This is a genomic window from Streptomyces sp. P5F9 (genome assembly GCF_057961495.1).
In genome coordinates this window covers 1-13,743 of sequence record NZ_JBXVPZ010000253.1, presented here as the reverse complement: position 1 = coordinate 13,743, position 13,743 = coordinate 1, and the positions used below count along the sequence as shown (strand labels likewise).

The window sequence follows — 13,743 nt, the reverse complement described above, 5'->3', positions numbered from 1 at the left end:
GACTATGCCCTGCCGTGGATCCACGGGTACGGAGTCCGTGCCGGGCCAGGCCGATTCGAGACCCTCGCCGCTGACACCGCCGGCATCGCCGACACCGGCGCCCATGTCGTTCTCGGGTTCGGGAGACCCGGACGAGGAGGGAGTCGTCGTCGACCCCGTGTCCACCCCGGAAGCGCGCTTCAGCGGACCCTCGGGCGCGAACTCCGAAGGCAGCGGCCCGATTTGGTCGAAGATCTCGATCAACTCGTCGTCAGGACCGGGCTCGGGCAACAGCTCCGCGGCCGCCGCGAGCGCCTTGCGCGCCCCCGTGGCCGTCCGGAAGCGGGCCTGCGGATCGGGCTGCAGCAGCATCGCCACGACCTGCCACAGCGGCTCGGGAATGCCCTTGGGCGCCCCCGGAGTCCCATGCTCCGCGAAGTACTGCACCAGCGCCTTGGAGTCCGGCTTGGCCCCCTCCAACAGATACAGCGCCACCAGTCCTACGGCGAACAGGTCGGCGGGGAAGTCCGGCTCCGCGCCCATCATCTGCTCGGGCGCGAGGTAACCAGGCGTCCCCACCACGAGGTTGGTCTCCGTCAGGCGTGCCTCGCCCAGCCGCATCGCGATGCCGAAGTCGGAGAGGCGCAGGCGCGGGCGGGCCGTGCCGGTGGCTTCGAGGAGCAGGTTGGCGGGCTTGATGTCACGGTGCACGACACCTTCCGCGTGCACCGCGGCGAGACCGGAGAGGAGCTGGTCGAGCAGCGTGCAGACGAACGCGGGGGGCAGGGGACCGTAGTCCCCGATGAGATGGACGAGCGAACCGCCCGCCACCAGATCCATGGTGAACAGGACCTTGTCGTCGTCGGCGGCCCAGCTGGCCGGTGCGAGCACATGGGGGTGGTCGATCCGAAGTGCCTGCTCCCGGACGAAGCGCAGCAGCGAGTGCGCGTCGCTCTGCTGCAGGACCTTGGCGGCGACATAGCGGCGACGCCGGTGGTCCCAGGCGCGCCAGACCGCGCCGACACCGCCGCGTCCGATCGGGTCGACCAGTTCGTACCGGCCGGCGAAGACCTCACCCATGGCTGTGCGTCGCTCCTCCCCCTTCGGCTACCCCCGTTGCTTCCCCCGAGACGAGCGATACGACTCCCCCTCATGGTGCTTACCCATGGCACTCCCTCGCGGGTTCCACACGCGTTCCCGGTGAGCGGCACGACCCCCTCGTACCCCTCGCGGGCCGCGTGCCCGGCTGCCGAACCCCCGATCGGCGGCCGGGCCGTGAGGCTCAGCCCTGGTGGGACTGGTAGTGCGCGACCGCGTCCGAGGTGCGGCCGGCGCCGTACACCCGGAGGAACTCTGCCAGTTCGGGGTGGGTCGGGGCGAGGGTGTCCGCCGCGTCGATGATGTCGCCCGCGGCGGCCACCGAGCGCAGCAGCGACTGGATCTCGCGGACCACCCGCTTGACCGTGGGCGCTCCCGAACTGCTCGTCGTGGTCGTGGTGTTGCTGAGCACCGAGCCCCCCTGGGACTTCTTGATCTCGTCCATGCGCTCGGTCGCCTCGGCCGCGCTCACGCTGCCGTCCGCGACCTGTCCCGCAAGGTCCTGCAGCAACTGCACCCGCTGCACCACCGCGGGATTGCCGATCTTCGCCCGCTGACCGCTCATCAGCTGGGACAACATCGGCGCGGACAGTCCCAACACCCCCGCGAGACGAGCCTGGTTGAGCCCAAGATCGTCGATGAGCTTACGGAAGAGCGCCCCCAAAGGCTCCCCGTACCAATTCCGCTGCAGCTCCCGCGCTCTGGCGGTGGCTTCCTGCTGTGCGGCGTCCATTGCGTCTCCCCATCGCTTCCCCAAAACCGCGGTTCGCTCTAGCGAACCACGCCGAGCATCTTACGGAGAGTGGTCGTTCACCGGGACCCCCAAATTTTTGCGAGATACCCGGGGTGACCCGGTACGCTGGTCTCCGAAGCTCGCCGGTGTGTGGTTCTGCCGGTCGGACGCTTCTCTAGCGGGGCCTTAGCTCAGTTGGTAGAGCGCTGTCTTTGCATGGCAGATGTCAGGGGTTCGACTCCCCTAGGCTCCACATCCCGCACCGGCCGGTCGCCCTCAGTGGCGTCCGGCCGGTGTTTCTTTGTGCCCGAGAGGTGACGTGCGTCACGTAAAGGGTGGCTGTTCGTTGCAGTTGTTTGCGCAAATATCGGTGCCGGGTGGAGTGGATGGGGCATTGCGCCGGTCGTCGGCGCGATGTGGGGATGGTGTGCCCGCGTGTGCGGGAGGTGTGTGAGCTGGTGTGAATACGGACGTGTAATCAGGGGTGTGCGGTCCGTTAAGGGAGTCTGTGCGCTGCTTGTACACCCAGGGCGTTGCAAACGTCATCGCGGCAACTTGCGTAAATCAAGAAGTCAAGGGCGTTCGCACGAGCCCGGGACTGTTCCACGTGAAACATCGCCGCGGGGCAGGAGACCCTCAAGTCTCCTGCCCCGCAGCGATGTTGACGGTGCGTCGGACGTCAGCGGTGTTCGTCGCTCTCGGCGGCCTCGTCCTCGGCCTGCTTGGCCTCGACCTCGGGGTCGAGCAGGGCCTCAGGGCTGCCGTCCACCGAGGTGAGGTGTCCCGATTCGGGCACCTCGGTCGCGGCGGGCGGCTCGACCAGCCAGTCGGGGTTGGCCTGCTTGTCCCACCACTTCCAGGCGGCGAAAGCGCCGCCCGCCAGGATGCCCAGCACCGCCAGTCCCTTGGCGAGACGGCCTGCCCTGGCCCGCCGCTCGTGCTTGCGGACCAGCTTCTGAATCTCCTTGGGCGAGACCTGGCCGCGCAGCGCGGCGAAGGCGGCCGCACCGCGTGCGGCGGCCTCGTCCTTGACCGGGCCGGCGGCGGCGACCGCCTGCTCGATCCTCGGCCGTGAGTACTCGGCGGCCTGCTGGGCAGCCTTGCGCGTACGGACGGCGGCTTCCTGGGCGGCCTGGTCGACCTTCGGCGGTACATGAGTGCGGGCCTGCTCCAGGCGCGGCACGACATGGGCGCCGTACTGGACGCGGGCCTGGTCTGCAGCCAGCGACACCTTGGGCGCGAGTCGTACGCGTGCCTCATGGGCGTAGTACGAGGCCCTGTCCTTGGCCGTGTCGGCGTAGGGCGCCACCACTTCCGCGGCGTGCAGCACGCTGTCCTTCGCCGAGCCGGTCGCGGAGCGCACGCTGTCGATGCGGGTCACGGGGTTCCTCCTCCTCGGTGGCGGTACGGTATTTCGTCTATCCACCCATTTACGGATCATGCCTGCCAACGGGGCGCGGGGCATGTAGAGGGCGGGCATCCGGGTCACGATCACGTGCAATTGCGGATGAATCCGGGGGAACGGGAGCTTGTCATCGACAATGTCACGGATCCTCGCCCTGTGCCCCTGTCCCGGACCTCTCGGCCGGTTTTCCGCAAGCGGATCCTGTGGAAATGCCCCGAGAGAAGGCCGTCGGGCGACGAGGCGCAGTGAGCGTGCGAGGATCTGGGGGTCACAGGAAGACAACGGAAGGCAGATCGTGGCCGAGCAGCTCTACGCCACCCTGAAGACCAATCTCGGCGACATCGAAGTCCGGCTTCTGCCGAACCACGCGCCCAAGACGGTCAAGAACTTCGTCGAGCTCGCCACGGGCGAGCGTGAGTGGACCAACCCCGAGACCGGGGTGAAGTCCGCGGCCAAGCTCTACGACGGCACGGTCTTCCACCGAGTGATCAGCGGCTTCATGATTCAGGGCGGGGACCCGCTGGGCAACGGCACGGGTGGCCCCGGCTACCAGTTCGAGGACGAGTTCCACCCGGACCTGCGCTTCGACAAGCCCTATCTGCTGGCCATGGCCAACGCCGGGCCGGGCACCAACGGCTCGCAGTTCTTCGTCACCGTCTCCCCGACGGCCTGGCTGACCCGCAAGCACACCATCTTCGGTGAGGTCACCGACGCGGCGAGTCAGAAGGTCGTAGACGCCATCGCGGCCACCGACACCAACCCGCGCACCGACCGCCCGGTCAAGGACGTCGTCATCGAGTCGGTCGTCGTCGAGACCCGCTAGGCCGGACAGGTCCCAGGGCCGGACAGGCCCGGGTCCCAGGGTTGACACCAGTACTTACCGCCGGGAACCAAACGCCCCGCTCGTCCGTAAGGATGGGCGGGGCGGTGCATTGCGTACGAAGGATTGAGGGGACCCCATGGACCAGGCGCCAGGCAGCCCGCAGGGCCCGGAGGAACAGCGGCCCCAGGATGCCCAGAGTCTGCCGGTCTGCTACCGGCACCCGGACCGCGAGACCGGCGTCCGCTGCACCCGCTGCGAGCGCCCGATCTGCCCCGAGTGCATGGTGAGCGCCTCTGTCGGTTTCCAGTGCCCCGAGTGCGTCCGCGGCGGCTCCGGCACGGGTCACGCCCCTACCGCGGCTCAGCCCCGCACGATCGCCGGCGGTGCGGTGGCGGCGGATCCGCGGCTCGCGACCAAGATCCTGATCGGTCTCTGTGTCGCCGCGTATCTGGTGCAGCGGGTGGTGGGCGACCGCTTCACCGAGCACTTCGAACTCCTCGGCCAGGCGTACGTCCCGCTCTTCGGCTCGGTCGAGGGCGTCGCCGAGGGGCAGCCGTACCGGCTGCTGACCGCGATGTTCCTGCACGCCAGTCCGATCCACATCATCTTCAACATGATGAGCCTGTGGTGGATCGGCGGGCCTCTGGAGGCGGCCCTCGGCCGGGCCCGCTATCTCGCCCTGTACTTCGTCTCGGGCCTCGCGGGCAGCGCGCTCACCTATCTGATCGCCGCCCCGAACCAGCCGTCGCTCGGTGCCTCCGGCGCCATCTTCGGGCTCTTCGGCGCGACGGCGGTCCTGATGCGCCGGCTCAGGTACGACATGCGGCCGGTCATCGCTCTGCTGGTGATCAACCTGATCTTCACCTTCGGCTGGGCCAACATCGCCTGGCAGGCCCACATCGGTGGCCTGGTCGCCGGTGTGATCACCGGGTACGCGATGGTGCACGCCCCGCGGGAGCGGCGGGCCCTGATCCAGTACGGCACGTGTGCGGTCGTACTGGTCGTCGTCGTGGTGTTGACGCTGATCAGGACGGCTCAGCTCAGCTGATATCAAACCGTTGTCCACAGTGCGTGGCGGATCTTGTGCATACCGTGGAGAACAGCTGTGCCCCCTGTCGCTGACCCGTGTTTATGCAGGTCAGGCAGGGGGCGAACAGGCTTGCGGTTACCGGTGTGTCAGTCACACCAGCGTCAACACCCGGCGGGTTATCCACAGATCTTCGTTCTTTTTCCCCAGGCCCGCTGTGGATACTTCTCTGGCCTGTGGATAACTCAGCGGAAAGTCGTGGGCAGAGCTGCGTTCACCGAGTGGTGGCCACAGCTTCGACCGCTGCCTGTGCAGCTACTTCCACTGCGTGGAGACACCGAATCCGGCGGCGATGAAGCCGAAGCCCACCACGATGTTCCAGTTGTCCAGGCTGTCGATGGGCATGGAGCCGTCGGTGACGTAGAAGACGACGATCCACGCCAGTCCGATGACGAACATGGCCAGCATGACCGGTGCGACCCAGGCACGGCTGTTCAACTTGATGGCGGTCGCCGTCTTCGCCGGCGGCGGCGTGTAGTCGGCCTTCTTGCGGATACGTGACTTCGGCACGAGGGTCTCTCCTGTCGATGCGCTGCGTGGCCGCGCAGGGAACTGGGGCGGGCTCCGGGGCAGCGTACAAGGGGACACTGAGTGCTCCCCCGGGCGTCCGTTAGCGTAGTGCTTCCGCGGCGCCGAAGGAGATAAGGGTACGTTGAGCAATTCTGCCGACTCCCCCGGGACGGGTACCAGTCCTGCCGGTATCCGCCGTTTCCGTCCCGTGCGGATTCTCACGGTGGCCGTCTTCGCCCTCGCGGGGCTCATCTTCTTCACCAGTTTCAACACGGCCAAGGGCACCAACATCCGCACGGACGCCTCCTTGCTCAAGCTGTCCGACCTGATCCAGACCCGCAGCCAGAAGAACGGCCGGCTGAACGACGCCAACGGGGTCCTGCGCGACGAGGTCGACTCCCTCCGTAAGGAGGACGACGGCAGCACGGGCGCCGACGACAGGAAGCTCACGGCACTGGAGCGGACCGCGGGCGCGCAGCAGCTCAAGGGCAAGGCCGTCACCGTCACCCTCAACGACGCTCCGCCCAACGCCACCGCCAAGCTCCCCGGCTATCCCGAGCCGCAGCCGGACTACCTGGTCATCCATCAGCAGGATCTCCAGGCCGTGGTGAACGCCCTGTGGCAGGGCGGCGCCCAGGGCATCAAGGTCATGGACCAGCGGCTGATCGCGACCAGCGCCGTGCGCTGCGTGGGCAACACCCTGATCCTCCAGGGCCGGGTCTACTCACCGCCGTACAAGATCACGGCGGTGGGGGACCCGGGGAAGCTGGAGGCGGCGCTTACGGCGTCGAAGGCGATCCAGAACTACAAGGTGTACGTCGATGTCTACGGGCTCGGCTGGAAAGTGACCGACGACGGGACGGTGACTCTTCCCGGGTACTCGGGCACAGTGGATCTGCACTACGCGAAGCCAGTGGAGTAAGCGGCCGTACGGGAGCTGCCGGTGCGCGTGATCGTCAGGAGCGTCAGCGAACTCTGCATCACCGTAGGCACCCTGATCGTCCTCTTCGTGGTCTATGTGTTGTTCTGGACCGGCGTGAAGGCCGACCGCACGATGAGCGACCAAGTCGAGCAGTTGCGGAACCAGTGGTCGCAGCAGACCGCGCACCCGAAGGCATCCCCCGCGCCCGCCACCTCGGCCGCTCCGGCGAAACCGGCCGCGTACAAGGACGGCAAGCCCTTCGCGATCATGTACATCCCACGGCTTGGTTTCACGTGGAACAAGCCGGTCCTTGAGGACACCGCCGTGGACACCCTGAAGAAGGGGCTCGGGCACTACGCCGCCACCGCGCAGCTGGGGCAGGTGGGCAACTTCGCGGTGGCGGGGCACAGGCGGACGTACGGCAACCCCTTCGTGAACTTTCCGAAACTGCGCGTGGGTGACGCGGTGGTGCTGACCGACGGGACCACCTGGTTCACGTATCGGATCGACAAAGGGCCTTACAAAACAGTGCCCACCGACATTGAGGTGATCGATCCTGTGCCACGTAAGTCCGGGTACACGGCCTCGGGCCGCTATCTCACGCTGACCACGTGCGATCCGGAGTGGGGGCACAGCCACCGGCTGATCGTCTGGGCACACCTGGACTCCACACAGCCTGTGGAGGCCGGGAAACCGGACGCGCTGCGCCGTTAGTCTGGTGACGTACGGCGTGAGTCTGGTGCCGTGGCGCGACGGAAGGGACGGCATGTACGGCTGGATCTGGCGGCATCTGCCGGGCAACGCCTGGGTGAAGGCGCTCATTTCGCTCGTCCTTGCCCTGGCCGTGGTCTACATCCTCTTCCAGTACGTCTTCCCGTGGGCCGAACCGCTGCTGCCCTTCAACGATGTGACGGTGGACAACCAGTGAGTGCACGGATTCTCGTCGTCGACAACTACGACAGCTTCGTCTTCAACCTGGTCCAGTACCTGTACCAGCTGGGCGCCGAGTGCGAGGTGCTGCGCAACGACGAGGTGTCGACGGCGCACGCCCAGGACGGCTTCGACGGCGTCCTCCTCTCACCGGGCCCCGGCACCCCCGAGGAGGCCGGCGTCTGCATCGAGATGGTGCGGCACTGCGCCACGACCGGGGTGCCCGTCTTCGGCGTCTGCCTCGGCATGCAGTCGATGCAGGTGGCCTACGGCGGCGTCGTGGACCGCGCCCCCGAACTGCTGCACGGCAAGACCTCGCTCGTCGAGCACGAGGGCAAGGGTGTCTTCGCCGGACTGCCCTCGCCCTTCACGGCGACCCGCTACCACTCGCTGGCGGCCGAGCCGGGGACGGTCCCGGCCGAGCTGGAAGTCACCGCCCGGACGCACGACGGCATCATCATGGGCCTGCGCCACCGCGAACTGCCCGTCGAGGGCGTCCAGTTCCACCCGGAGTCGGTGCTCACCGAGCACGGACACCGGATGCTGGCCAACTGGCTGGTGGAGTGCGGCGACCAGGGTGCCGTGGCGAGGTCGGCGGGGCTCGCCCCGGTGGTGGGCAGGGCCACGGCGTGACCGCGCTGCGCCCCGAGCGCGAGTCCGAGGCCGCGTACGGGGAGCAGTCGTACGCGGAGCAGAGCGGGTTCGATCAGTGGCACGGCGCGCAGGCGCAGGGTGCGCCCGGGGTGCCGTACGGTCCGATCGACGAAGAGACCGTCGCGCTGCGGCTGGCGGACCTCCCACAGGAGCGGACGGGGCACGGCCGGTCCATATCGGCTTCTGACGCCTCATCCGCCTCCCCTGCCACAGGAACCCCCTCGGGCGGGCGTGCGGCCCGCAGAAAGGCCGCCAAGGGGCGGCACGGGCGTCATGGGGGCGGCGGGGCGGCGGAGGAGACCACCGAGGCCCCGGAATCCGGTGCCGGCGAGCGTGCCGGCGCGCCGCTCTCGCGGGTCGAGGCGCGGCGGCGGCAGCGGGCGAACAAGCCGGGTGCCGCGGTCGTCGCGAGCCGGGCGATCGGCGAGGTGTTCATCACCACCGGCGTGCTGATGCTGCTGTTCGTCACCTACCAGCTGTGGTGGACGAACGTACGGGCGCACGCGCAGGCCGGCAGCGAGACGAACCAGCTGCAGAACGACTGGGCGAGCGGCAAGCGCGCCCCCGGAGAGTTCTCGCCGGGGCAGGGCTTCGCCATCCTGCACATCCCCAAGCTGGACGTGGTGGCGCCGATCGCCGAGGGCGTCAGCAACAAGAAGGTGCTCGACAAGGGGATGGTCGGGCACTACAGCGAGGGCGCCCTCAAGACCGCGATGCCGGACGCGAAGACCGGCAACTTCGCGCTCGCCGCGCACCGCAACACCCATGGCGAACCGTTCCGGTACATCAACCAGCTCAAGCCGGGCGACGAGGTCGTGGTGGAGACCCAGGACACCTACTACGTCTACAAGATGACGAAGACGCTGCCCGTGACGTCGCCGAGCAACACCAGTGTCATCGACCCCATCCCCAAGGGCTCGGGTTTCACCACGCCCGGCCGCTACATCACGCTGACGACCTGTACGCCGGAGTTCACCAGCAAGTACCGGCTGATCGTCTGGGGCAAGATGGTCGAGGAACGGCCGCGCAGCAAGGGCAAGCCGGATGCGCTCATCGAGTAGGGGCAGATGAACGTGGCAGCGACCACCGACGACACCGAAGAGCAGACCGACACGCCCGCGTCCCCACCGGACCGCCCCCGCGGCACCGGCCCGGTCGCGAGGGCGGTCAGCTTCTTCGGTGAACTCCTCATCACGGCGGGCCTGATCCTCGGCCTGTTCGTCGTCTACTCCCTGTGGTGGACGAACGTCGTCGCCGACCGCACGGCCGACAAACAGGGTGACAAGGTCCGGAACAACTGGTCCAAGGACAAGGACACCGGTCCCGGCGCGCTCGACACCAAGGACGGCATCGGCTTCCTGCACGTGCCCGCCATGAAGAACGGCGAGGTACTGGTCGAGAAGGGCACCGAGACGAGCGTCCTCAACGACGGCGTCGCCGGCTACTACACCGACCCGATCAAGGCCGCCCTCCCCACCACCGGCAAGAACGGCAACTTCACCCTCGCCGCCCACCGCGACGGCCACGGCGCCAAGTTCCACAACATCGACAAGCTCAAGAAGGGCGACCCGATCGTCTTCGAGACGAAGGACGACTGGTACGTCTACAAGGTCTACGACATCCTCCCCGAGACCTCGAAGTACAACGTCAAGACCCTCGCCCAGATCCCCACGGAGTCCGGCAAGAAGAAGGCCGGCCACTACATCACCCTGACGACCTGCACGCCGGTGTACACGTCCCGGTACCGATATGTGGTGTGGGGCGAGCTGGTCCGCGTCGACAAGGTGGACAGTGCACGGACGCCGCCGAAGGAACTGCGCTGACGGCAGGGTCGTAGCGCACCGCACGTACGACGGAGCCCCGGCACCCTTTCTCAGGGTGCCGGGGCTCCGTCATGTCGTGCCGGTGCCGCCTATCCGGAGTTGCCTCCGAAGAAGCCGCCGCCACCGTTGTTGTTGCCGTTGCCGGTGCCCACGCTGGTGAGGGTGATCTGCGTGTTGCCGGGGTCGTCCACCTGGTTGCCCGAGCCCGGGTCCTGCTGGGTCACGATCGCGTTGTCGCCCTGATCGCTGTTGTCGGCGAACTGGATGTTGGTGAAGCCGTTCTGCTGAAGGATCGTCTTGGCGTTCTTCACCGTCTGGCCGACGACGTTCGGGACCTGGGTCTGCGAGACCTTGCCGATCTGGATGTTGACCGACGAGTTCTTGTCGACCTGCGTCCCGGCCGTGGGCGAGGTCGCGACGACCTTGCCGTTCAGGTTCGTGTCGGTGGTCGCCACCTCGGTGCAGTTGCCGACGAGGTTGTTCTGCTGCATCTGCGCCTTGGCGTCGTCACAGCTCTTGCCGCTGACGTCCGGGACCGTGGACTTCTCCTCGGCCTTCGCGACGGTCAGGGTGATGGTGGTGCCCTTCTCGACCTCCGCGCCGAGGGCGGGGTTCTGCTCCAGGACCGTGCCGGGGTCCTCGCCGGACACCTTCTCCTTCTTCTCCACCTTGAACTGGTACTTGTCGCCCGTGAGCGTCGAGGAGGCGTCGTCGAAGCTCTGGCCCACGACACTCGGTACGACGACCTTCGGCGCCCCGGTCGAGACGACCAGGTTGATGGTGTCGCCCTTGTTGACGTTGGTGTTCGCCTTCGGGTCCTGTGAGCAGACGCTGCCCTTCGGCGCGTTCTCGCAGGCCTTGCGGGTGGGTTCCGCGAGCTTCAGGCCGGAGTTGACGGCCATGGTCTGCGCGGTGGCGTAGGTCTGGCCGACGAAGTTCGGGGCCGCGAACGGCTTGTCGGCGCCCCCGTTCCCGCTGAACGCCCACTTCCCGATCAGGATCGCGCCCACCAGCACCAGGACCGCCGCCACGATCAGCAGGATCGTCGAGGTGTTCGACTTCTTCTTCTGCTGGCGGCGCCGGTCGGGGCGGTCGTCGTAGCCGAAGCCGCCGTCGTCCGGGTTCATGGGGGGCAGCATCGTCGTGGCGCCCGCGTCGGAACGCAGGGCCGTCGTCGCCTGGTCGTCGCCGTAAGCGCCGTAGCCGACCGAACCCATCGCCGCCGTCGCCGCGACCGGCTGGCCGTCGAGGCAGGCCTCGATGTCCATGCGCATCTCGTCGGCGGACTGGTAGCGGTAGTTCGGGTCCTTGGTGAGCGCCTTCAGGACGATCGCGTCCATCTCCGGCGTGATCTCCGGGTCGAAGACGCTCGGCGGCTGCGGCTCCTCGCGTACGTGCTGGTACGCCACCGCCACCGGGGAGTCGCCCACGAAGGGCGGCCGTACCGTCAGCAGTTCGTAGAGGAGACAGCCCGTCGAGTAGAGGTCCGAGCGGGCGTCGACCTGCTCGCCCTTCGCCTGCTCCGGGGAGAGGTACTGGGCGGTGCCGATCACCGCGGACGTCTGCGTCATCGTCATGCCGGAGTCGCCCATCGCGCGGGCGATGCCGAAGTCCATCACCTTGACCTGGCCGGTGCGCGTCAGCATGACGTTGGCCGGCTTGATGTCGCGGTGGACGATGCCGTTGCGGTGCGAGTACTCCAGGGCCTGGAGGATGCCGATGGTCATCTCCATGGCCCGCTCCGGCAGCAGCTTGCGACCGCTGTGGAGCAGCTCACGGAGCGTCGAGCCGTCGACGTACTCCATGACGATGTACGGGATCGAGACCCCGTCGACGTAGTCCTCGCCCGTGTCGTAGACCGCGACGATCGCGGGATGGTTGAGCGAGGCGGCCGACTGGGCCTCCCGGCGGAACCGGGCCTGGAAGGAAGGGTCGCGCGCAAGGTCGACGCGCAGCGTCTTCACCGCCACCGTGCGGCCGAGGCGTGTGTCATGGGCGAGGTAGACCTCCGCCATGCCACCACGGCCGAGCACCTGGCCCAGCTCGTACCGGCCGCCGAGGCGACGCGGCTCTTCCATAGTTCCCTACCAGCCCTCTCCGTCGGTCCCGACCCGCACGGATGTGCGGTCGGAGGCTAGCCGTCCGGGCCTACCGTACCCGGCTGGCTTTGTGTGACCTGGCCAAGCCCGTCACCCGATACAGGACCGGTATCGCAACGTGCACCGATGTGAAGGGGACGTGAGCGGAGTCACTTCTTGCTGTCGATGACCGCCTCCATGACACTCTTCGCGATCGGGGCCGCGAGACCGCCGCCGGAGATGTCGTCACGGTTGGCGCTGGAGTCCTCGATGACCACGGCCACGGCGACCGGCGAGCTGCCGTCGGGGAGCTTGGCGTAGGAGAGGAACCAGGCGTACGGGTTCTCGCTGTTGGCGACACCGTGCTGGGCGGTACCGGTCTTGCCGCCGACGGTGACGCCGCTGATCTTCGCGTTCGTGCCGGTGCCCTTCTCGACGACCGTCTCCATCATCGACTGGAGGATCTGCGCGTTCTTCGAGGAGAGCGGCTGGCTCATCTCCTCCGGCTCGGTCTGCGCGATGGTGTCGAGGTTCGACGACTGGAGCTTGTCGACCATGTACGGCTTCATCAGCTTGCCGTCGTTGGCGACCGCGGAGGCGACCATGGCCATCTGGAGCGGGGTCGCGGCGGTGTTGTACTGGCCGATCGAGGACAGCGCGGTCTGCGACTGGTTCATGTTGTCCGAGAAGACCGAGGCGCTGGAGCGGATCGGCGTGAACTGCTCGGAGTCGAAGCCGAACTTCTTCGCCTCGGCCAGCATCTTGTCGTTGCCGAGGTCGGCGCCGACCTTGCCGAAGACGCTGTTGCAGGAGTACTGCAGTGCCGCGCGCAGGGTGGCGTTCTTGCAGGGGATGTTCCCCTCGTTCTTCAGCGGGGTCGTGGTGCCCGGCATGATCCACGGCAGCGGCGAGTCGGTGGCCGTGTCGGCGGACGTGTAGAGGTTGTTCTCCAGGGCGGCGGCCGCGGTGACCACCTTGAAGGTGGAGCCGGGCGGGTAGGTCTCGCGCAGCGCCCGGTTCAGCATCGGGTCGTCCGGGTCGTACTTCTTCTGGAGCTTCGTCCACGCCTTGGAGTCCGTGGAGGTGGAGTTGCCCGCGAACGACGAGGGGTCGTACGACGGGTAGGACGCCAGCGCCAGGATCTTGCCGGTGGACGGGTCGAGGGCGACGACCGCGCCCTTGCCGCCCTGCTTCGACAGACCCTTCCACGCGGCCTTCTGCGCGGCCGCGTTGAGGGTGGTGACGACGTCGCCGCCCGACTTCTGCTTGCCCGTGATCATGTCGAGGGTGTTGCGGAAGAAGAGCCGGTCGTCGGTGCCGGAGAGGATGCCGTCCTCGATGGACTCCAGCTGGTTGGCACCGAAGGCCTGCGAGGCGTATCCCGTGACCGGCGCCCACATCGCGCCGTTCTTGTACGTGCGCTTGTACTTCAGGTCGTTCAGCCCGGAGGTGCTGGTCTCGGTGGAACCGGTGATCGGATCGCCGTCGACGATGATGTTGCCGCGCGGGGTCGCGTAACGGGCGATCGTGACACGGCGGTTGTTGTCGTCGTCCTTGAGGCTGTCGGCCTTGACGTACTGGAGCCAGTTGTCGCGCAGCAGCAGGGTGAGGACCAGGAGGCCGCAGAAGAGCGCGATCCGGCGCAGGGGCTTGTTCATGACGGGCGGACCACCTGGGTCATCTCGGCGTCGGGGCTGGGGG

Annotated in this window: 14 protein-coding genes and 1 tRNA gene; 9 read left to right on the top strand and 6 right to left on the bottom strand. The window is 67.6% G+C overall.

What is annotated here, in order from left to right:
- Together AC31A1_RS31955 and AC31A1_RS31950 are read right to left on the bottom strand one after the other, a co-directional pair.
- A partial coding sequence (locus tag AC31A1_RS31955; protein ID WP_489656668.1) for a serine/threonine-protein kinase occupies nt 1-1,059 on the bottom strand: 1,059 nt, incomplete at its 3' end.
- A 202-nt stretch (nt 1,060-1,261) separates the two neighbouring features.
- Nucleotides 1,262-1,810: a helix-turn-helix domain-containing protein gene (locus AC31A1_RS31950; protein ID WP_489656667.1), complete on the bottom strand. Its 549-nt coding sequence runs from the start codon at nt 1,808-1,810 to the stop codon at nt 1,262-1,264.
- Between the two features lie 180 nt (nt 1,811-1,990).
- On the opposite strand from AC31A1_RS31950, the gene AC31A1_RS31945 reads away from it, so the two are divergent.
- A tRNA-Ala gene (locus AC31A1_RS31945) sits at nt 1,991-2,063 on the top strand.
- A 426-nt stretch (nt 2,064-2,489) separates the two neighbouring features.
- On the opposite strand, the gene AC31A1_RS31940 is transcribed toward AC31A1_RS31945, so the two are convergent.
- Nucleotides 2,490-3,191 (bottom strand): DUF5324 family protein, encoded by a 702-nt coding sequence (locus AC31A1_RS31940; RefSeq protein ID WP_405972979.1) that lies wholly within the window; start codon nt 3,189-3,191, stop codon nt 2,490-2,492.
- A gap of 319 nt (nt 3,192-3,510) precedes the next feature.
- Between AC31A1_RS31940 and AC31A1_RS31935 the strand changes: the two genes are divergently transcribed.
- Nucleotides 3,511-4,038 carry a peptidylprolyl isomerase gene (locus AC31A1_RS31935; RefSeq protein ID WP_489656666.1) on the top strand — a complete coding sequence of 176 codons (528 nt, stop codon included), beginning with the start codon at nt 3,511-3,513 and terminating at the stop codon, nt 4,036-4,038.
- Nucleotides 4,039-4,174: 136 nt separating this feature from the next.
- Nucleotides 4,175-5,086, top strand: a complete 912-nt coding sequence (locus AC31A1_RS31930) for a rhomboid family intramembrane serine protease (protein WP_489656665.1) — start codon at nt 4,175-4,177, stop codon at nt 5,084-5,086.
- Between the two features lie 294 nt (nt 5,087-5,380).
- On the opposite strand, the gene crgA is transcribed toward AC31A1_RS31930, so the two are convergent.
- A complete protein-coding gene (gene crgA / locus AC31A1_RS31925; protein ID WP_019073554.1) occupies nt 5,381-5,635 on the bottom strand; it encodes a cell division protein CrgA in 255 nt (84 codons plus the stop codon).
- A 142-nt stretch (nt 5,636-5,777) separates the two neighbouring features.
- Here crgA and AC31A1_RS31920 point away from each other — a divergent pair, with 142 nt between their 5' ends.
- Genes AC31A1_RS31920 through AC31A1_RS31895 form a run of 6 tightly spaced genes read left to right on the top strand, consistent with a single transcriptional unit; the run spans nt 5,778 to nt 9,964 of the window.
- On the top strand, nt 5,778-6,557 hold the full coding sequence (locus AC31A1_RS31920; protein ID WP_489656664.1) for a DUF881 domain-containing protein: 780 nt from the start codon (nt 5,778-5,780) through the stop codon (nt 6,555-6,557).
- 21 nt (nt 6,558-6,578) lie between these two features.
- On the top strand, nt 6,579-7,271 hold the full coding sequence (locus AC31A1_RS31915) for a class E sortase (protein WP_489656663.1): 693 nt from the start codon (nt 6,579-6,581) through the stop codon (nt 7,269-7,271).
- Between the two features lie 4 nt (nt 7,272-7,275).
- Nucleotides 7,276-7,485: a hypothetical protein gene (locus AC31A1_RS31910; protein ID WP_352179869.1), complete on the top strand. Its 210-nt coding sequence runs from the start codon at nt 7,276-7,278 to the stop codon at nt 7,483-7,485.
- The gene (locus AC31A1_RS31905) at nt 7,482-8,120 is read left to right on the top strand and encodes an aminodeoxychorismate/anthranilate synthase component II (RefSeq protein WP_489656662.1); all 639 of its coding nucleotides are present in this window, start codon (nt 7,482-7,484) and stop codon (nt 8,118-8,120) included. The genes AC31A1_RS31910 and AC31A1_RS31905 overlap by 4 nt, the downstream gene beginning before the upstream one ends.
- Nucleotides 8,117-9,202, top strand: a complete 1,086-nt coding sequence (locus AC31A1_RS31900; protein WP_489656661.1) for a class E sortase — start codon at nt 8,117-8,119, stop codon at nt 9,200-9,202. Before AC31A1_RS31905 ends, AC31A1_RS31900 begins: the two co-directional genes overlap by 4 nt.
- Nucleotides 9,203-9,208: 6 nt before the next feature.
- On the top strand, nt 9,209-9,964 hold the full coding sequence (locus AC31A1_RS31895) for a class E sortase (protein ID WP_489656660.1): 756 nt from the start codon (nt 9,209-9,211) through the stop codon (nt 9,962-9,964).
- Between the two features lie 89 nt (nt 9,965-10,053).
- Here the strand turns inward: AC31A1_RS31895 and pknB are convergent, their stop codons facing one another.
- On the bottom strand, nt 10,054-12,042 hold the full coding sequence (gene pknB, locus AC31A1_RS31890) for a Stk1 family PASTA domain-containing Ser/Thr kinase (RefSeq protein WP_489656659.1): 1,989 nt from the start codon (nt 12,040-12,042) through the stop codon (nt 10,054-10,056).
- Between the two features lie 170 nt (nt 12,043-12,212).
- Complete coding sequence (locus AC31A1_RS31885) at nt 12,213-13,700, bottom strand: peptidoglycan D,D-transpeptidase FtsI family protein (protein ID WP_489656658.1); 1,488 nt, start codon at nt 13,698-13,700, stop codon at nt 12,213-12,215.
- Between the last annotated feature and the right edge of the window lie 43 nt (nt 13,701-13,743).